The organism is Arenibacterium halophilum (assembly GCF_005938225.1).
Taxonomy (GTDB): domain Bacteria; phylum Pseudomonadota; class Alphaproteobacteria; order Rhodobacterales; family Rhodobacteraceae; genus Arenibacterium; species Arenibacterium halophilum.
Genome location: NZ_VCPC01000001.1, coordinates 795,881 through 815,299, shown reverse-complemented (window position 1 = coordinate 815,299; position 19,419 = coordinate 795,881). Strand labels below are relative to the sequence as shown.

Genomic DNA, 19,419 nt, shown 5'->3' with positions numbered 1-19,419 from the left:
CCTTTGCGTGGCGATCAGCGGGCGTTGTTGATGGCGTTGTAGTGCACGTGCGAATTCTTGATCTTGCCGGAATGCACCGCCGCGAAAAGTTCTGAAAACCACTCGCCCGGCGCTCGGAACTGATAGCCTGACACGCCATTGGCGCGGGCCGCGTAGTTGTAGCAGCTCCAGTCGTTGTCATAGCTTTCGTGGTAGACCTTGCCGTTGGCGCAGGTCGATTGTTTGGCGATGCTGTCGCTGCCCCACGGATTTTCCGAGGTGCGGACCCGGTCGACCCAGGCGCAGGCTTCGCGCCGGCGGGCTTCCCACTCGTCTGCGCTGCAGCCGTTGGGCTCGGGGATCGGCGGCGCGCTGCCCCGGCCCGAACTCATGTATTCGGCCACATAATTGGCATCGAAATCCATCTCGGCGGCAATGGCTGCGGCGGCAGGGCGGACGTTGGCGCCAAACGTCTCCCAACCGGCCATGGCCGCACCGGGGCCATCCATGAAGCCAAGTTTGTCATCCACTGCGTGGCCGACTTCGTGCAGGGTGTTCCAGCTGAAGAAATCCATCGGCTTGCCATGCTGCAACTCGAGCGTCGCAGGATCTGCGCCCAGCTCATGCTCCAGCCCGATGCCGTAGATCGCGCTGCCTTTCGCGTCGCCTTCGCGCATGGCCACTTCCTTGCGGGACCCATCGAAATACGAGGTATCGCCTTCCTCGGGCGTCTTGTTGGAGAAGATCAGCATGGAATCGTTGTCGAGGGTCGTCGAGGGCGGTAGGGCCGACATGATCTCGAAGAACCGCTGGATGTTGGGGGCCTTCTTCTCTCCGCCCTTCGAGCCGAAGAGCTTGGCAAAACGGCCCTTGGGTTTGTCCAGTTCCAGCTTGCAGCCAAAGCGCGCCTCGAAGGCCACTGTCATCACCTTGCGGCGGGTGTCTTCATCCAGCTTGTTCACCACGTCATCAAGCAGCGCGTCGCCGCCCGGCGCGGCCAGAAGAGCCTGCAGTTCCTTCTTGTTGGGCGCGGTGTTCGACGTGACCTTGATACGCAGCCGCGCCTTGGCGACCAGACCGCGCGCGGTGACAAGTTCGGCCATGGCGCCGGCATGGTCGCGGGTGTCCGCCTTGGTTTCGCTGGCATCCATCGTCACACGCAACGCGGCGATGTCCTGGGTGGCGATGTGGCGGTCTTCGTGTTTTTCCAACTCGGCCAGATCGGTGGCAACCGGCGCGCGCGCGTCCTCCCAGATTTGGCGGTCGTCCAGCACCTCGCGCAGATCGCGGCAGGTTGCAATGACGGCTTCCACGTCGTCGCGCACCGCGCGGCGTTGGGTGGCATCCGCGCGCACGCGGGTCATTCCGCCGTCGACGCGGGCCAGAAGGGCGGTCAGTTCGTCGCGGACGAATCCGGCTTGCGCGTGTTTGCGCAGATCGGCCACCAGACTGCGCGCCAGTTCGACCGTATCGCTGAACTGGTCGAAACGGCCCATTTCGCCGGCAAGCTCGGTGCAATCGGTCACTGCGCCGGTCAAAAGCGCCAGCGCCCCGTCGAAATCGGCATCGGTCATGCCGGTTGCGCGGTCGATGGTGTCCGACAGGTCGTCGAGCCTCGTCTTGACGAAAAGCGCGGCAGGGCGGGCGGCCAAATTGGCATGGGTGGCCTTGGCGGCGGCAATCGCGGCTTTCAGATCGTCGGTGTCGCCGTCGTCGACATCATTGATCTGGTCCATGATCGTTCCGAATTCGGCTTGTTGTTGCAGCGTGGCCTTGGCGGTTTCACAATCGCCGGGCAGTTCGCGGAACAGGGAGTGGGCCTGCGCGAAATCAAAGGCACCGGCAAGGCGCTGGGCGTTGTCGCGCTTGCCTTCGATCCGGGCGAACATCGGGGCAATCGGGTCGGTCCCCATGGCGCCCAGGTCCGCCACCGCCTGCAGAGCGACTGCGCGATCGCCCGCCATCAGGTCGAAGGCGTCCAGCATCGGCACGACCGCCTTGCACAGCGCATCGAACCCTTTCAGGCGCCCCATCGCGCCCGAATAGTTATGCCGCCCCTCGCGCTGGATGGCATCGTCATAAATCGCGCGCAGTTCGGTGATTCGGGTGTGCGCGGGGCCATTGGCCGTATCGTCGCGATCTTCGATTTCGGTCAGCGCCGCAGTGGCCTTGGCCTTGACTGGCAGCCAGGCGTCGTGGTCCTTGGCGGCGGTCTTGGCCTGGATGATCAGCCAGCCAACGTCACGCGCAACAAAGAAGGCCGTATCGTACAGGCTGTCGTTCATCGCCTGTTCGTAGTTTGCAATTCCTGCGCGGATCTGACCAGCCAGATGTGCAGCGCCGGGATTCGCCATCTCGTCGCCCAGACGTTTGGTGACATTTTTGGCGTAGATCGATTTGGCATCTTTATAGTTCTGTCCGCTCTTTAGAAAGGCGAAGCCCAAGGTGATCGTCTTGTTTGCCACGGCCTGCATCTCGGCCATCTTGCGGTCGTCCCAGGCCGTTTTGGTGTCGCGCTTGCCGTCTTCAAACCGGGCGATCTCGTCGGTCAATCCGGGGGCGATGTCCTTCTTGCGCAGCTTGGTGTCGATCTCGTCCAGCCGTTTTGTCGCCGTCAGGTAGAAATCAATATAATTGCAAATTCCGTATGCGTTGTGCGTCTCGACCTGAGCGGCGCGCATCTGGTCCAGAGCACTGGCGAAATCCTTGCCGGGGTCGGCAGCCTGTTCCGCCGCTCTCAGGTGGCCTTTGATCGCGTCCATTTCGGGCTTCAGCAGCTTCTTCTTGTCCCTGGTTTCGATGTCTTCGAGATCGGTCTCGAGAGCTTCGCGCATTGCGTCATATGCAGTGCGCTGGGTCAGCTTTGTCAGGATGTCGCGGCAATCCGAAATCGCTTCGTCCAACTGGGCGCGGGCGCCGGCGGCATCGGCGGGAAGCAGGCCGTTCGCCTGGTTTGCCTTGGTGTCGGCGGCGGTGAGCTCGTCGCTGAAAATGCCATCGGGATCCTGCGTGCCAACCTGGCTATGCACCTTGTCGAATTCACCCTTGGCCCCAGCGAAATCGGCGGCGATGGCGTCCAGCTTGGCGGTGTCGACCAAAGCGTCAAGCCCGGCAGCGCCATCCGCAGCTGTCTTGGCGGTGGCGACCATCTGGCGGCCCGCAATCGCCAGCCGGAAGGCCTGAAACCAATCGTCTTTTTGGGTAAATGTCAGGGCATCGTCACGCAGCGTCTTGGCCATGGTCAAAACCTGCGTGGCCTGATCCTGCCCCGCCCCGCCGGTTTCAAGCGCGGCGATTTCATTGTCCAGCGCGGCCTTGTGCGCAAGGTAATCCTTGGCATGGCCGGCCTTCGCGATCTGGCCGTTGTGCTTGTTTGACAGCGCCTCGCACAGCTTGCGGCCTTCGCGCAGGGCACCCGTGGCAGCACATCGCACGATCTTGATCTGATTGGCCTGAAGCTGTGCGATATAGTCGGCAATCGCGACGCGCCCGTTTGGGACGGTGATCGCATTGGCTGCGGCGAAATGTGTATCGAATTCGGTCTTGGCGACGATGTAATTTTCCGCCTGCTCGATCTTTTCGTCAAGCACCAGATCGAATTCCCCAAGCCCATCGATCATGCCGGCGGCTTCTTCCATCTGACCGCCGTCCGCCAGCGGTTTGCTGTCGTCCAGCAGCTTTTTATAATAGACCAAGTCGGTGGCAATCAGGGCCTTCACATCCGCATTCAGCGCGTTAGCCTGTTTCAGATATTTTGTCAGTTTCTTGCGTCCGATCACATAAACGTCTTCGTAAAAGATCAGCCGCTCGACTTTGGGCACTTCGCGGGCGATGTCGTTCAGGCGGGTCAGCGCCAGCACCATGTTCCCGGCATCGCGGGCATCTGTGGCCTGGGTCAGCAGGTCGGTCGTGTCGGTGATCGCCGTCTTGATCTGGTCAAAGGTGCGCGTGTTCGCAGCGGGCAACGCATCAACCATGGCGCGGCGTTTTTCCAGCAGGTCAAGGAAGCCCTCGTAGCTGTCGGCAAAGGTGATCGCGGCCTCGACATCGGTGGCCACCGGTATGAGCGCGGCCGCGGCCCCGGCATAATCATGGGCCAGCGACAGATCGGCAGCGGCCTTGTAGGCATTCGTCACCAAAAGGAAGCGCGGCGCAACATAGGTCGCCTCCGAGGCGCTGGGGTGGGCGGTCATCACCTTGTAGCGCGGCAGGAATTTCGTATGTGCCCGCTGCCATGCGTCTACCTCGGCCAGCAGGCGGTTATAGCCTGTATCAGCCGCGGCCAGCGCCTGTTCGGCCGCCGTAGCCGCCGCGGGCAGTCCGGCCACGTCGGCGGCTGCCCCGTCGTCCAGCCGGTCCTGCACTGTCTTGAACAGCGCCGTCAACGGGGGCGGCACATGTGCCTTGGTAAAGGCGGCATCGGCGCCCTTTTGCAACTCGGCCAGAGCGATGCCGACATCGCGCAGCTTGCGCTTGCTTTCACGGCCGTCGCCCGTCACGTCTGGGCGCCCCGCGTCAATCAGCGCGGCCAGTTGGTCCAGCGCGCGCTCGGCCTCGTTCAGCTTGGTCGGGTCATTGGCGCGGGCCCCGCTGTCGAAGGTTGTGTCGGCAAAGGCCCAGACGCGGTTGATGTCGTCGATATTGTCGAGTGGGGGGCTATTTTCGACCACGTCCATGCGGGCCAGCATCAGCGCGTGCTTGCCGCGCACCTCCAACTGGCGGGCATGGGCGGCGACGGCTTTGTTCACGTCGATCAACATGGCGGTGGCCGTGTCGAAGTCCAGCGCCTTCGGATCGGTGCCGATGGCTTCCTCGGCTCGGGCCAACTGCGATTTCAACAGCTTCTGAACAACGGGATCGCCCAAGGCCTCGATCCGGGTTTTCACCGCATCCTTCTGCACGTTGAACCGGCGAAAATTCACCGTCGCCTTGTCGCGCCGTTTCTCAGCTTTCTTGCGGCCGAAACCGCGTGGAACCAGAATGAAGGTTTCGACAAAGTTGGATTGCGCGTCGGTCAGACCGTCGATCGGCATGTGCAAAGTCCGTTTGGCTAAAATCCCTGCGCGTGACCTTACGGTACCCGCGCGGGTTGTCAAACGGACAAATTGGTTGCGTTCAGGATGAGAGCGCGGGTTCCCGGGTCGCAGCCCGGGCGGCGCGGCCTTGGACGCCCTCTGCCCAGCGATGCGATGCTGCTCCGAAACAATCATGGATCGAATCCACCGCGATAACGCTGCCAAGCGCCAGACGGCCCAACAGGCAAAGGCCCGAAACCGGGGAACCATCGCTGCGCATCACTTGCGCATCTGCCGCGGTGCGGGTGCCACCAACGCCGGGCACGGAAGACAGCAGACCGGCGTCGTGTAGATCCTGAACCGGGTCGCCCGTGACGGCTTTCAGCTTAGGCGAGGGCAGCACCGTGTCGACCATCGCATCAATCCGCAGGGCCGCCGAAGAGTCGCCATGCAGAGTCCAGCCGTGTTCGGTGCAGGCGATGTCGGGGTCGTCGGCGGCCGCCAGCGTGACCAGCCCGGCCTCGCACAGCGCCAGCAACTCGCGTGCCGCGCTGACAGGCGGGCCGTAGGAGTAGCGTTTCAACCCTTCATCAAATCCGATCAGCGCCTCGGCGGTGTCTGGCAAACATTTGGCGGGGTTGAACAGCTTGCGCAGATCGTTCTGCCACTTGCGCCAGACGTGCCCCACCGCATAGCCGACCGAAGGCGCGGCACGGCCCGTCGCCCCGTCCAGCCCGGCGCGCAGGGCGTCCAGCGGCGCGCGGGTTTCCTGAGATCCGGGCGCGTTGCGCTCACACTCAAGCCAATGCGCCACCTTGTCGGGATGCGCGCCCGAAATGCGCGCGGCGGGAGCGATCAGCGCCTCGCAGACATTCGCAAGTATCGCATCTGCTCCTTCGTTCGACGCCGTATCAAGGGCATGACGGAATCCTTCGGTTTCGGCGTCAGTGGGGTCGAACTGCGCATCGACCTGCACGGTCGCGGGCTTAGGCGCGGGCGGCTGGCCATCCAGCGAGAAGGGAACGATCAGCCCGGGTTCGCGACCCGATGGCACATAGCGGTCATCGCGCCAGTCGCCTCCCTGACCAAATGTAAGAACGCGCAGCGCGTCCAACGTCGACAGGCCCAGACCCCGCAGGCCCACCGTCTTGCCCGCCCATGTCTCCGCCCGCTGCATCAGATCGCGCGCGGGATAGACCTGTGCCAGCTCGGCGCCCGTGTCGGCGGCGTGCTCTTGCCATTTGGCAAGCTGATCGTCGGGCTGGGTGGCGGGCTGGCCGACGGTGACAAGCACCTCGTCATACCGTCCGGTCGCATGCTCTCCGGCGGAGACCTGCCAGCGCCCATCCGCGGGGGCGATATGCGATACGTCGCAATCGTGAAAAGCGATGGTCAGCCCAGAGGGAAGCGTGTCGCACAGGTGGTCGCGACGCGCGATGAAATAGCGGCCCAACTCGGAGCGCGTGGGGAACCTGTCGGGATGATTTTCGGGGGCAAGCCAATCCGAGAAGTTGGCGAAACTGCCGATAGGGTGTGGCAAATCCACGTCGCGCACCGGCACGTTCAGCAGGCACAGCGGCGTTTCCTTCGGGTCGAAATTCGGACCGGCACCGGGGGCATCGCTGGTATCGAATATATCAAGGTGGACCCGTGCGCCCGTGGAGTCGGCAAGCCCGGCCAGAGCCTCGACCGCGCCAAGCCCGCGCGGGCCGAACCCGATCACGGCAACCCGATAGATGTCATTTCGTGGTGTCATCGTCCGTTCCCGCCTGTCGCCTTGGCTGGCAGATCAACGCCGGTCTGGTCGGGCGAGTTCCCGGGTTGGTCGTCTTGCCTAGTAGTCGTGAATGTGTTCCACGCTATCGCCCAAGGCGCGCAGGCGATCCGCCAGTTCCGCCACCGGCGTGACGATCAGATGCCGGGTGTCGCCGTATCCCTGCCGGGGCAGTGACATCAGCGCGCCGGGCACGGTGGGGCTGGCCGAGATCGCCGTGAACATGATCGTCTGGTTTCCCGCGATCTCGACGAAATTTGCGCCGTCTTCTGCCATGTCGACAAGCACTTTGGTAAGGGCGCGATAGCGGGGCGTTTCCACCTCGATCCCCGGCTCAAGCGGGCCGATCACCTCGACCTCGGGCATTTGCGCCAGCTGCGCGGGCGGCAGCCCCGTCACCACCATGCGCAGGCGCAGTGCGTCGGCACCGACCGATTGCACCGCCTGTTCGATCACCCCGGCGTAGGCCGCTTTGGCGCTGTATTCCAACCCCAGAGCCAAGGCGCGTTCACGGTCGCGGAAGGCCCCTGTCGCCTGCGCGTTCAGCGCGGCGCGGTCCGCGGTGAAATCCCATTTGTACCACGGCACCTGTTGCAGGAAGGCGACGTAATCGGCGGCCTGTTGCGCCGACAGGCGATCCAGCGGCGCGTGGTCCGGGCCCCGGACCCATGTAGCGATGCGGCCCAGTGTTTCTTCATACGCGGCTTTCAGCGCCAGTTCGGCGGTAAAGCTGACGCCGATCACATGCACCATCTGCCGCGTGCCGCCGTCAATTCCGCCCATCGGGCCGGTTTGCCGCGACAGTGTGCAGAGCGACGACCAGAATTGCCCGATGGCGCGCAGATAGCCGAAATCATGTGGATCGCCCTGCGCGATGGTGCGGGCGTAATCGTCATAGGCATGAACGATGTGCCATTCCGGGTAGGTCATCAATGTGCGCGCTTCGGGGCGATGGTGTTCCGGCGCGATCAGGGCGGTGTGTTGCTGCGCGGAGCCTTCGGGGCGGCACATGGTTTCGACGTATCCGACCGGCAGCGCCAGCGCGACAAGCGCCAGCAGCACCACCGCCAAACCCCGCCAGAGCCACCGCATCAGGCGCGCGCCAGTCGCAGCCCGGCCCAGAGCGCAAAGCCCCCCAGCGCGATGTGCGGCAAGTTCAACAGCACCCGGCCCAGCGTGAAGGACATGCCGTAGTTGCCATAGATGAAGATGCCCGCATCCAGATAACCGAACCCGGTGAAGAAACCGAAGATGCCATCGCCCAGATACAGCGCGCCAAAGACGATCAGGAAGAACCGCGCCGCGCGATGCGACCACAGCGCCGCCCCCAATGCCCACAGCGCCGAGCCGATGTGCAGCGCATCATCGAACCAGTCGAGCGCGAACAAGCCAAGGCACAACCCGTTTTCGTCGCGCACTCCGGGGATGTAGTTCAGCAGCGCCGCAAAGGTCAGCGCCCCGGCATAGCCGAGCGCGATTTTCTGCAAGGTGGTCATAGGCTCTCCATATACCGATCCCACAAGGCGTTGCGGAACAACAGCTGCGGATCAAGCGCGCGTTTGGCGGTGGCGAATTCGGCAGCGCGCGGGTAGGCGCGGGTGAGCTGGCCCTGCGTCGCGTGCGGGCGATAGGGCAGGTAATAGGTGCCGCCGATCTCGATCATGCCTTCGATCAGCGTGCGGGTCATGCGCGCCATGTCGGCCTCGGCCCGGGCCGTCATTTCCTGGCTGAACGACATCACCGCCGCGATGCGGGGCACCGGCGCATAGCTGAGCCAGCTTTCGGGATCGGGCGCGATGTGGCGCAGGGTGACGTTCAGGAACGCCTGATACGAGGCCGGGATCACCGCGCGGCAGAGGTCAAGAAACTCGGGGAAGCGTTCGGGCGCGACAAAGTACTCATGCAGGATGTCGGTGCGGTTCGGGTCGCGGTCGTCCAGCGTGACGACGGGTTCGTTGATCAGCGAATTGCGCGTGGCGGCGGCCGACAGGGCCGGGCCAACGGTGGTTTCGGTGAACCAGCGCAGGCGTTTCACCGGCTCGCGGCCCAGTTGTGCGCGATAGATGTGCCGCGCCAGATGCGACATCACGCCCGAGCCCGAGGCCGCGGGAAGGTCGGATTGATCGGCGTCGGGGCGATAGGCGATCATAAGCGCCTCGCGAAAGAAATTGCCGTGATCCACGTTCAGCCGGCCATAGGCCATTGTCACGCCTGGGTCGGCCAGCGCGGTGGTGAAGGCGGGGCCGAACTCTTCGGCCGGCATCCGTGTGAAGTCGGCGACCAGCCGCTGGTTCGGCACCATCTCGACCGTCAGCGCGGTAATGGCCCCGGTCAGCCCGTAGCCGCCCATCGTCATGGCGAACAGATCAGCGTTTTCCTCGCGCGAGCAGGTGACCAGATCGCCCGATGGGAGGATCATGTCAAAGGCGCGCACCGTGCTGCCCATAGGGCCAAAGGGCACGGGCCAGCCGTGGGCGTTGACGCAGAAGGTGGCCGCCACGCCGAAATCGTTGTTCGATTGCATGACCTTGGGCGAAAAGCCTATCGGGTCGAGCGCGGCAATCACCTGCGACCAGCGGGCACCGGCGTGGACGCGATAGGTGCCGTTTGCCGTGTCGGGTTCGACCGCGCCATTTTCGAAGGTCAGCGCATGGCCGTTGCGGGGGATCGCTTGACCGCCCATCGAATGCCGCGCGGCGCCGACGTTTACGGGGCGCCCCTCGGCCGCGGCCTCGGCCATTTCGGCGCGGATGGCATCAACCAGCGCGTCGCCGCTCTGGACCATCGTGGTATGGCGATGGATCGGCGTGGCCGACAGCCCGCTGGCATCGTTCAGCGTACCGGGTCCGGGCGGCGGCAGCGTGGCAGGCATCACCGGGCTGCGAGACGTCAGCGCGCGCGTTGCCAACGCCCCCAGCGCCGCACCCGAGCCAAACAGCACCGCGCGGCGGCCTAGGCGGCGCATGTCACGGCCCCTGCGTCGTTTTTCACCATCCAACCCTCCCACGGCTGGCGCGACCTTAGCAGCCCGCCCGCCACAGGCCAGTGCCGGTTTTCCCTACCTTGCGGCGCGCCTAGTGCGACCCAAGCGCGATCAGCCAGAGCCAGACCGTCAGCACCGAAGCCCCGGTGGCGATCAGCACGGAGGATGCCGCGACCCGTTTGGCCCGGCCGTAGATGTTGGCGAAGATATAGGCGTTGAACCCCGGCGCCATGGCCGAGTTCATGATGGCCGAGCGGAACAGGTCGGTCTTCAGCGACAGCGCGCTGCCAAAGGTCCAGACCAGCATCGGATGCAGCGCCAGCGAGACCGAGCAGACAAAGGCAATCGCGCGCAGGTCGCCCTCGGGGCGGTATTGCACCAGCACGCCTCCCAGCGCGAACAGCGCGCAGGGCAGGGCGGCGCGGATGATCAGACCCAGCGCATCCTCGGCCACGCCGGGGATCGGGATGCCGCCGATGTTGAAAATGAACCCCAGCGCAATCCCGATGATCAGCGCGTTCCTGAACATTGCCGTCAGCACGGATTTGACCATCGCCATACCGGTCTGGCCACGCCCGCGCACCACTTCCATCACCGTGACGCCGATGCCGTAGCAAAACGGCGCGTGGAAGGCGATGATTGCATAGTTGCCGGTCAGCGCGTCGGGGCCAAAGGCGCGTTCGGTGATGGGCAGGCCCAGCAGGACCGAGTTCGAGAACAGGCAGGCAAAGCCGATGACGACACAATCTTCCCAGTCGCGTTTGAACAGCAGCCGGGCGCCCATGATACCGACAAGGAAACACAGACCCGCCGCCGAATAGAAGGACGCAAGCAGCGCGGGGTCGAAGCCGCTTGCCAGGTCGATATGGGCGATTGCGCGGAACAGCAGGCAGGGGATGGCGAAGCCCTGGGTGAATTTCATCAAGCCGTTGATGTGTTCGCTGGTCAGGTATCCGGCCCGTGTGGTGGCGTATCCTGCCCCGATCACAAGGAAAACGGGCAGGATGACATCAATCAGGCTGGAAAACATGGCAGGGTCCGCGCGGGAAGAAGGATCAAACCGGCACCCGCAGGATCATCCCGTCATAGGCACAGGTCACGTTATCGGGCGTTTCGGCGCAGACGGTGTCATAGTCCAGGTCGATATGCATGTTCGTCAGTACGGCCTGACGTGGGTCAAGCTGCGCGATCCAGTCCAGCGTATTGTCCAGATGCGAATGGGTCGGATGCGGAGCGCGGCGCAGGGCGTCGACGATGAACGTATCAAGCCCCTGCAACTCGGCCCAGGCGTCTTCCGGGATGTCGGCCACATCGGGCAGATAGGCGAGGTCTCCGATACGAAAACCAAGGCTGTCGATCGAGCCATGCGACACGCGGAACGGCCGGAAGGTGATCGGCCCGCCATCGCCCGTCACCGTGAAAGGGCCGCTGATGGTTTTCATATTCAGGATCGGCGGATAGGGCGAGCCTTCGGGTTGCACGAATGCATAGCCGAACCGCGAGAACAGCGCATTCTGCGTGTCGCCATCGGCCCAGACCGGCAGGCGCGCGCGCATGTTGAAGACGATCATCCGAAGATCGTCTATGCCGTGCACATGGTCGGCGTGGGAATGGGTATAAACCACGCCATCCAGCCGCCCGGTGCCCGTGTCCAGAAGCTGCTGGCGCAGGTCCGGGGTGGTATCGATCAGGACGGTGGTGATGCCGTCCTCGGTTTCGCGCTCGACCAGTAGCGAGCAGCGGCGGCGCGTGTTCTTGGGGTTCTCGGGGTCGCAATCGCCCCAATGGCCGCCAAGGCGCGGCACCCCGCCCGACGATCCGCAGCCCAGAATGGTAAACCGCATTTCGCCCATCATGTGGCCTCGTAGGCGGCGGCTTTGGTGAACAGCCGGTCGAAATTGGCCTGCGTCTGTGCGGCGAAATCGGCGTAATCCATGCCGAAGACCTCGGCCCCCACGCGGGCGGTATGGGCGGTATAGGCGGGTTCGTTGCGTTTGCCACGATGCGGCGGTGGGGCCAGGTAGGGGCTGTCGGTTTCCACAAGGATGCGATCCACCGGGGCGGCGGCGAAGATGTCGCGCAACTCCTGGCTTTTGGGGAAGGCGGCGATGCCCGACATCGACAGGTAGAACCCAAGCTCCAGCGCGGCGCGGGCCAGCTCGGCGCTGGAGGAAAAGCAATGCATCACGCAGGTATAGGCGCCGTTGCGGTATTCCTCGGTCAGGATGCGGGCCATGTCGTCATCGGCGGCGCGGGCGTGGATGATCAGCGGCAGGCCCGTTTCGCGCGCGGCGGCGATGTGGTTGCGCAGCGAGTCCTGCTGCACCTGCGCGGTTTCGGCGGTATAGTGGTAATCCAGCCCGGTTTCGCCGATGCCGACGAATTTCGGATGCTGCGACAGGGCAATCAGCGTGTCTACCGGAACCAGCGGTTCCTCGTGCGCGCGCATCGGGTGGACCCCGGCGGCATAGAATACGGGCGCGTGGGTTTCGGCGATGGCGCGCACCTTGGGTTCGGCGTCCATCCGAGTGCAGATCGTCACCATCCGCGTGACGCCGGCGGCCAGCGCGTTTTCGATGATCTGCGCCTGCTGCCCGTCGAAGTCGGGGAAATCAAGGTGACAATGGCTGTCGGTAATCGCGGGGTGTTCGCTCATCTGGTCCTGTAGGCGGTTCAACCCGCTGCCGTTTCCTGAAGTTTGAACACCGTATCTAGGACCAGCGCGGCAGGGTCAAGGTTCACCGCCGTGCCCTGCTGGTTTCGGGCGCTGACATGGGCGGCGGTTTCGGCCCATGCCCGCCCTTTGGGCGCGGAATCGGCCAGCCGGGCGAAAATCTCGGCTTCGCCTTTCGCGGCTTCGGGGGCAGGGGGCGTGCCCATCGCGCCGGTGCGGGCCAGCCGCGACAGGGCAATGTCGATCAGCCGCATCAGCACATCGGCCTTTTCGGTCGCCCCGCGCTGGGCGGCGCTTTCGGCCAGCTTCAGCGCGCGCGGCCGGTCAAGCGAGGGGAGGGTACCCAACAGGCCGATCAATTCGGAGTAAAGTTCGAGCCCGCCCAGCGACAGCAGCCGCTGCGCATCGCCCACAGACCCTGCGGCCAGCGCGGCCAGCGCCTGAGTCTGGCCCGGGTCCAGCGCGCCAACGCCTGCGTTTTCCAGCGCGCGGGCCAGATCGTCAGGCGCGAGCGGGTTCAGCCGAAGGGTGCGACAGCGCGAGCGGATCGTCGGCAACAGGCGCGAGGGCTGATGCGACACCAGCAGCAGCGTGGCACGGGCGGGGGGCTCTTCCAGCATCTTCAGCAGCGCATTGGCGGCGTTGGTGTTCATGTCGTCGGCGGCATCCACGATCACCACGCGCCGCCCCCCATCCACCGCCGTCAGGCTGAAGAAGCGGCCCAGCTTGCGCACGTCATCCACCACGATATCGCGGCGCAGGCGCTTTGTTTTATCGTCAACCGATCGGGTGACGCTGGTCAGCCCCGGTTCGGCCCCGGCCAGCACGCGGCGTGCGACCGGGTGTTCCGGGTCGATATCCAGTGATGTCGGGGGTGGCGGGGCACCGAACAGCCCATCATCATCCTGCGGAGGGGTTGCCAGCAGAAACCGCGCGATACGCCATGCCAGCGTAGCCTTGCCAATGCCGCGCGGACCGGTCAGCAGCCAGCCGTGATGCAGCCGATCACGCGAGAACGCGTCCAGAAACGCCTCTTCAGCGGCCTGCTGGCCAATCAAAGCCTGCGTTTCGCGCGGGTGGGGGGCGCCGGGCGCCTGATCGGGGCTGTGGTCTGACTCGTCGCTCATGCCAAGTGGTCTAGCACGATCTCGCGAACCTCGGCAGCAACGGAATCGATGTCGCGCGCGCCGTCGATCACGCGGAACCGGGGCGCGAATTCCCGCGCCAGCGCAAGGAACCCGGCGCGCATCCGGCGTTGCAGATCGGGGCCGAAATCCTCGAACCGTTCCTCGTGCCCCTTGCGCGACAGCGCCCGGCCCAGCCCGGTATCCGGGTCCATGTCGATCAGCAGCGTCAGGTCGGGTTCATGGCCGATCATGAGGCTGTGCAGCTGGTCCACCTTGGCGCGCAGATCGCCGCGCGACAGGCCCTGGTACATTCGGGTGCTGTCGGCAAAGCGGTCGCAGATCACAATTTGCCCGGCAGACAGCGCGGGCAGGATCGTGCGTTCCAGATGATCGCGGCGCGCAGCGGTGAACAGCAACAGTTCGGTTTCCGCCGACCAGCGGTCGGGGTCACCTTCCAGTACCAGCGAACGTATTTCCTCGGCCCCGGGCGAGCCACCCGGTTCGCGGGTCAGGATCGCGTCATGCCCGCGCTCGCACAAGGCGGCGTGCAACATGCGGGCCTGAGTTGATTTGCCCGATCCATCGATACCTTCGAAGGTAAGGAACAGCCCGCCCCGGCCGCCCGACTGCGCCGATGTCACGACGCGTCGGCCGCCGGTTCGACCGGACCGTTGGAAAACCGCGTCAGCAGCAATTCAGCGGCGGTGCGGACCTTGATGATGAAACCACCTGTTGCCACCGCGCGGTCGGCCACCAGCGGCAGCCGCACCTCGGGCAGGTCTTCGCGGGTGATGACCAACTCGCCCAACTGCTGACCCTGCTGGATCGGCGCGGGAACGGGCCCCTGATAGACAACCTCTCCGGTCAGCCCGTCGCTGCCCGACAGCGCGGGCAACAGCACGCGGTATTCCTCGGGCGCGACCATGTTCACCGTCTGCTCGCTTCCCATCCAGACCCGGGCCTCGGCGATCGGGTCTCCGGCCTTGGCGACCGTCTTTTCGGCAAATTGGCGAAACGACCAGTTAACGATGGCCGCGGCCTCCTCTGCGCGCTGCCGTTCGGTATCCAGCCCCGAGATGACAAACACGACGCGCCGGTCACCCTGCTTGGCCGATCCGACAAGCCCATATCCGGCTTCTTCCGTATGGCCGGTTTTCAGCCCGTCCGCGCCGATGCCCTGTGTCAGCAGCGGGTTGCGGTTGCGCACGTTCGAGGGCGCGCGCCCGTCAAAGGCAAATTCGGTTTCCGCAAACAGAGGATAGAATTCGGGGAAGTCGACGATCAGATGATGCGCAAGGATCGCCAGATCCTCGACCGACATGCGATGCCCCGCCTGCGGCCAGCCGTTCGAGTTCATGAAAGTGGAATTTTTCATGCCCATCTGCTGGGCACGCTGGGTCATGTAGCGGGCGAACCCCGCCTCTGTGCCATCGGGGCTGAGGGCTTCGGCGATCACGGCGCAGGCATCGTTGCCAGACAGAACGATGATGCCGCGCAGCAAATCCTCGACCCGGACCTTGTCCTGCGTGTTCAGGAACATGGTCGAGCCCTTGTAGCTCATCGCGTGCTGCGACACCGACAGGCGTTCATCCAGCGTCAGGCGGCCATCGCGGATCGCCTCGAACGCGACATAGAGCGTCATCAGCTTCGACATGGACGCAGGCGGCAGAGGTGCCTGCGCGTCTTTCTGCATCAGCACCGTGTCGGTGGTGACGTCCAGCACATAGGCGGCACGGGCACTGGTATCGAAGGCCCAGGCGGGCAGGGCGGTCAGCACACAGGCAAAGGTGGCAGCGACGGCGCGGCGAAACGGTTTCAACGGCGGCGGGCCTTTCGTCAGTTTGTCACGGCATAGGCATCGGAATAGCCGATGCCCTTGATCTTTTTCAGCAGGGCCGAGCGTTCCGAGGATGTTTGCGCCGGTCCGACAACGACGCGCCAGAACGGTTTGCCGTTGCTGGATTGTTCATAAACCGTCGGGACAATGCCAGCAGATCGCATCTGATTGGCGGTATTTTGCGCATTGCCCTGTACGCTGAAGATACCGATCTGAAGGAACGGCTTGTCCAGCGATGATGTTTTCGGTGCAGCGGCGGCTGCGGGCTTCGACGTGGCAGGTTGGGCAGAGGCGGCCTGAGCCGGAGGCAGTGCGCTTTCGGTGACAGGAGCCGATGCGGGAATGGCCGCCGGTGTGTCCGACAGGGCCGACAGCGGGGCGCCTACGGCTTTGGGCTTTTTCTGGAACAGCTTGGCGCCGAACCACGGCTTGCGAGGGGCTGATGCCGTTTCAGCTGAGGCCTCGGGCGCGGCGACTGCTGCCACCATTTCGGTCTCTGCTTCTGCAACAGGCGCAGTGTTGGCGGGCTCTGATGCGTCGATCGCGGCGGCAGCGCCGGCGATCGGGTCAAGGCTGGCCTGACGCACGGCACTTGGCGCGCTGACGGTGGGGGCGGGTGTCGGTGCCTCGGCTACGTCAATGGTGGGTTCGGCGGCGGCTACTGCCGGTTCAGGCGCGACTTCTTCGCGACGCAGCGCCGTCACCTCAAGCTGCACCGGCGATCCCGCAAGCATCCCAAGGGCCTGCGCCGCATCGGACGACGCCTGCAGGCGCGGGCCCGGTATTTCGCGTTCCTTGCGGAACAGGGCGCCAATGACGAACTTGCCGTTCGCAGAATTCCGGATAATGACCCGCTCGGGGTCGTTCACATCGGGGTGCGCCACCCAGACCCCGCCGAGCGACGGTCGCCCATCCCAGAGCCCCGCCTCGGCAGCGGAAAAAACATCGGGAGCTTCAACATCGCGTTCGACAAGCCGGGTCGTCGTTTCGGCCCGCGCTTCGCCTTCAAGTTTCGGTTTTGATTGAAGAAATCCCAGGCCTTCGCCTTCGGTGCAGCCACTTACCGCGACCGTGCCCAGCAGGATCGCCAGCACACTGGCGTTGCGTCCGCTGAAACGTGTTGCTTTGCGCATCTTCGTTTCCTTGCCTGTTTTCGTGGCCTGGTTCGGCCTTGTTGCCGGTTGTCCGGTCTACTGCCTGCGAGGCTTTGCCTCTGCGTGACCCTACCATAGCAAGCAGGGCCTGTCATGGTAAAGTATACGGGACACAGGCGCCGAATTTTCCGCTTTTGACTTGCTTGCCTGCCCACGGCCGCCTAAACCCGCGCAACGGGCCGCGGCGGCACTTGCTGTCGTTGCGTCTGGCCCTTTGGAAGGGTGGCAGAGTGGTCGATTGCACCGGTCTTGAAAACCGGCGATGTGAGAGCATCCGTGGGTTCGAATCCCACCCCTTCCGCCACGAAACGATGCGCGCTTTCGTTGCGTAAAGGGCGCGCAAAGTGCAGCTGTGGCGTAAACTTACTCGCAATTCACCATAGTTTTGGCTTAATTCGCCGATATTCCGTATATTAACTGTGGTTGAGATCCGTGCCGGGCATTGTGCAAGGTGTCGGCCGGACCCGAGAGAACTGTTGAACTTGGAGCTTTTATGCGGTCCCATGTGAACACTGTTGCCGGCCAAGGTGCCCGGGGACCGCGCATTCCGCAAAGGTCTGGTGGGTGTCGCGGGCCGCTGTCATGGCAGGATCGCGGTGCTGGCGCATCAGATGAGCGAAATGCAGGGTAATACGGGCGCAGGCTCGGGAAGAAGTGCGGGAACTCCATTGCTGAAATATCTTCGGGATTATTCTCGCGCCGTAATCTTCGAAACCTGGCAACGACAAAGCATGTTCGTTGCCGTTGCGCTTTTGACCGGAGCATTCTTTGTGCCGTGGCACGCGGCGCTGTTCTTCGCCGTCTGCATGGGCTGCGAATTTGTCGATCTGACACTGGCCCGTAGGGTTCAGAAGATCGCGCCCAGCGACAATCGGGCGATCCGGATGGCATTTTTCGGGTTCATCGCCAACACCATCGTCAGCGCGCTTGCGATCGGCGTCTATGCTGTTTCGGTCGGCATCGCCGACGATGTTGACGGGCGGTTCACGGCTTTGTTCTGTCTGTTCGCTGCGGCGCTTTATGCGGCGATCAACAACCATCAGATCGTGGTGGCGCTGGCGATCCGCCTGACGATCTATGGCTCCGCCTTTCTGCTGATTACCGTGCGCGACATCTGGGTGTATCGGCCCCCGATGTCTTCTTCGATCTGGTTGCAGTTCTTCACCGTTGTCTTTGTGATGTACTTCCTGATCGATTGCTCGATGCGCTTCCTGCGCATGTATCGTCAGGATTTGCGACGCCTTGCCGATCTCGAGGTCGAACACGAGCGTGCAAAAGAGGCGTTGGTTCTGAAATCGCAACTTGTCGCGGTTGTCAGCCACGAATTGCGCACGCCGTTGACATCGATCAAAGGTTCTCTGGATCTTGTCAATTCCGGTAAGTTCGGCGAATTGCCGCCGAAGATGAGATCGCTTCTGGGGTTGGCTGGTCGTAATACTGAACGGCTTGCGACGCTGGTGGACGATCTTCTGGATTTGCAGAAGCTCGAAGAGCGCAAGATGAAATTCGACAAGGAGACCGTGGATATTCGCGCGTTTCTGTCGGATGCAGGAACATCGCACGAAGGGCTCGCCGAACGCTATAACGTGCGGCTGAATGTCGAGCTTGGCAGCCGCGTGCCGGTTTATGTGAATACCGACAGGTCGCGTTTGATGCAGGTTGTGGGAAACATCATTTCCAATGCGGCCAAATTCTCACCTGATCGCGGCGATGTCGATGTCTGGTACGAGGTTTCGAACGCGCAGGTGAAAATTTTCGTGCGAGATCATGGTATTGGCATTCCCGAAGGCAGCAAGGAACAGGTTTTCGGTCGCTTTACCCAGCTAGACTCCTCGGATCAGCGGCAATTCGGCGGAACCGGATTGGGCATGAATATCTCGCGTGAAATCATGGCGGCGTTGGGGGGCAGCATTGACTATGATAGCGAAGTTGGCGTCGGCACGACTTTCCGGGTCGTGCTGCCCTGCGCCACGGTGCACGAAGCCGCTCCGCCCGCCGATCCGCGGGCTGGTGGAGATCAACCTATGAGTGTGTCCTTGCGGTCGCGAGGCTGATAGCGGTTCTCATCTTTGCGGCTCTGGTGCTGCCTAAGTCATTGCCGCAAGGTAATGTCACACTTTTGCCTTTTTGATTCGAGTCGCGTTTAAGTTGCTTGTCGAGTGAATCTTCCGCGCCTATGATTCTCGTTGGGTGAAATAGCCAAGCGGTGGGAGCTTGGTCCGTGTGGGTGGCAGCGTCACGTTTTTCGTGCACTGATCCAAGGCCTTTTGGGCCAAGGCCCCCGTGCGGGTTATGGAAGTGCGAAGGAATTCCGGACTCATGTGGGAAGCGTTGAATATCGTCGCCGGACTGGTGGCTTTTGGCTATTTCGTAAGCATCTCGATCGCGACACGGCAACATTTTTCGTCCGAGAAATATCCGCTGGGTATGTATCTGATTTCAGCGCTCTCGCTCGTTGGGCTCTACCTCTTCATGCGGTTTGCTTTTGTGTTCGCTCTGAACAATTTCGTTGTGTCCGCCGCGCTGATCCTGATTGCATTCGCGCTGTTCGTCTGGGCGCTGAAGCACAGCCGCGAAAAGAAGCTTTCACTGGCGTTCGATGAAGAAACGCGGATCGACGGCATTATTGTCAGCGGACCGTGGAAGTACGTCCGCCATCCTTTCTATGTCTCCTATGTGCTGTTCTGGCTGGGGTGTGCTTTGGGCACGCTTCATCTTGCTTCGATCATGGTCGCTGCTGCGCTTCTTTTCATTTACGCCTACTCTGCGGCACGTGAAGAGGCGGCTCTGAAACTTGGGCGCTACGGTGGTGACTATGTCGAATACCGCAAACGCGCCGGATTTTTCCTCCCCCGTATCACATCAAGGAACTGAGT

General features: G+C 63.3%; 14 protein-coding genes and 1 tRNA gene. 3 read left to right on the top strand and 12 right to left on the bottom strand.

Features of this window, described 5'->3' with window-relative positions; all coding sequences use genetic code 11:
• Window positions 1-14: 14 nt before the first annotated feature.
• From FGK64_RS03935 to FGK64_RS03880, 12 genes are all read right to left on the bottom strand, one after another.
• On the bottom strand, window positions 15-5,012 hold the full coding sequence (locus FGK64_RS03935) for a hypothetical protein (protein ID WP_138862470.1): 4,998 nt from the start codon (window positions 5,010-5,012) through the stop codon (window positions 15-17).
• Window positions 5,013-5,094: 82 nt separating this feature from the next.
• Window positions 5,095-6,750 carry an FAD/NAD(P)-binding protein gene (locus FGK64_RS03930; protein ID WP_138862469.1) on the bottom strand — a complete coding sequence of 552 codons (1,656 nt, stop codon included), beginning with the start codon at window positions 6,748-6,750 and terminating at the stop codon, window positions 5,095-5,097.
• A 78-nt stretch (window positions 6,751-6,828) separates the two neighbouring features.
• Entirely contained in the window at window positions 6,829-7,860 is a 1,032-nt protein-coding gene (locus tag FGK64_RS03925) for a hypothetical protein (protein ID WP_138862468.1), read from the bottom strand.
• Window positions 7,860-8,264 (bottom strand): hypothetical protein, encoded by a 405-nt coding sequence (locus FGK64_RS03920; RefSeq protein ID WP_138862467.1) that lies wholly within the window; start codon window positions 8,262-8,264, stop codon window positions 7,860-7,862. Before FGK64_RS03920 ends, FGK64_RS03925 begins: the two co-directional genes overlap by 1 nt.
• Window positions 8,261-9,733 (bottom strand): FAD-binding oxidoreductase, encoded by a 1,473-nt coding sequence (locus FGK64_RS03915; RefSeq protein ID WP_138862466.1) that lies wholly within the window; start codon window positions 9,731-9,733, stop codon window positions 8,261-8,263. The genes FGK64_RS03920 and FGK64_RS03915 overlap by 4 nt, the downstream gene beginning before the upstream one ends.
• Before the next feature lie 109 nt (window positions 9,734-9,842).
• On the bottom strand, window positions 9,843-10,781 hold the full coding sequence (locus tag FGK64_RS03910) for an AEC family transporter (RefSeq protein WP_138862465.1): 939 nt from the start codon (window positions 10,779-10,781) through the stop codon (window positions 9,843-9,845).
• Between the two features lie 25 nt (window positions 10,782-10,806).
• Window positions 10,807-11,604 carry an MBL fold metallo-hydrolase gene (locus tag FGK64_RS03905; RefSeq protein ID WP_138863054.1) on the bottom strand — a complete coding sequence of 266 codons (798 nt, stop codon included), beginning with the start codon at window positions 11,602-11,604 and terminating at the stop codon, window positions 10,807-10,809.
• Window positions 11,604-12,407, bottom strand: coding sequence for a TatD family hydrolase (locus FGK64_RS03900; RefSeq protein ID WP_138862464.1), 804 nt, complete (start codon window positions 12,405-12,407; stop codon window positions 11,604-11,606). The genes FGK64_RS03905 and FGK64_RS03900 overlap by 1 nt, the downstream gene beginning before the upstream one ends.
• 17 nt (window positions 12,408-12,424) lie before the next feature.
• Window positions 12,425-13,552 (bottom strand): DNA polymerase III subunit delta', encoded by a 1,128-nt coding sequence (locus tag FGK64_RS03895; protein ID WP_138862463.1) that lies wholly within the window; start codon window positions 13,550-13,552, stop codon window positions 12,425-12,427.
• Window positions 13,549-14,193, bottom strand: coding sequence for a dTMP kinase (gene tmk / locus FGK64_RS03890; RefSeq protein WP_138862462.1), 645 nt, complete (start codon window positions 14,191-14,193; stop codon window positions 13,549-13,551). The genes FGK64_RS03895 and tmk overlap by 4 nt, the downstream gene beginning before the upstream one ends.
• Complete coding sequence (locus FGK64_RS03885) at window positions 14,190-15,371, bottom strand: D-alanyl-D-alanine carboxypeptidase family protein (protein WP_138862461.1); 1,182 nt, start codon at window positions 15,369-15,371, stop codon at window positions 14,190-14,192. The genes tmk and FGK64_RS03885 overlap by 4 nt, the downstream gene beginning before the upstream one ends.
• 17 nt (window positions 15,372-15,388) lie before the next feature.
• The gene (locus tag FGK64_RS03880; RefSeq protein WP_138862460.1) at window positions 15,389-16,522 is read right to left on the bottom strand and encodes an SPOR domain-containing protein; all 1,134 of its coding nucleotides are present in this window, start codon (window positions 16,520-16,522) and stop codon (window positions 15,389-15,391) included.
• A 237-nt stretch (window positions 16,523-16,759) separates the two neighbouring features.
• Between FGK64_RS03880 and FGK64_RS03875 the strand changes: the two genes are divergently transcribed.
• The 3 genes from FGK64_RS03875 to FGK64_RS03865 all read left to right on the top strand — a co-directional run bounded on the left by FGK64_RS03875 (window position 16,760) and on the right by FGK64_RS03865 (window position 19,417).
• Window positions 16,760-16,847, top strand: a tRNA-Ser gene (locus FGK64_RS03875).
• A 427-nt stretch (window positions 16,848-17,274) separates the two neighbouring features.
• Window positions 17,275-18,597, top strand: coding sequence for a sensor histidine kinase (locus tag FGK64_RS03870; protein ID WP_171053961.1), 1,323 nt, complete (start codon window positions 17,275-17,277; stop codon window positions 18,595-18,597).
• 265 nt (window positions 18,598-18,862) lie between these two features.
• Window positions 18,863-19,417 carry a methyltransferase family protein gene (locus FGK64_RS03865; RefSeq protein ID WP_171053960.1) on the top strand — a complete coding sequence of 185 codons (555 nt, stop codon included), beginning with the start codon at window positions 18,863-18,865 and terminating at the stop codon, window positions 19,415-19,417.
• Window positions 19,418-19,419 lie beyond the last annotated feature (2 nt).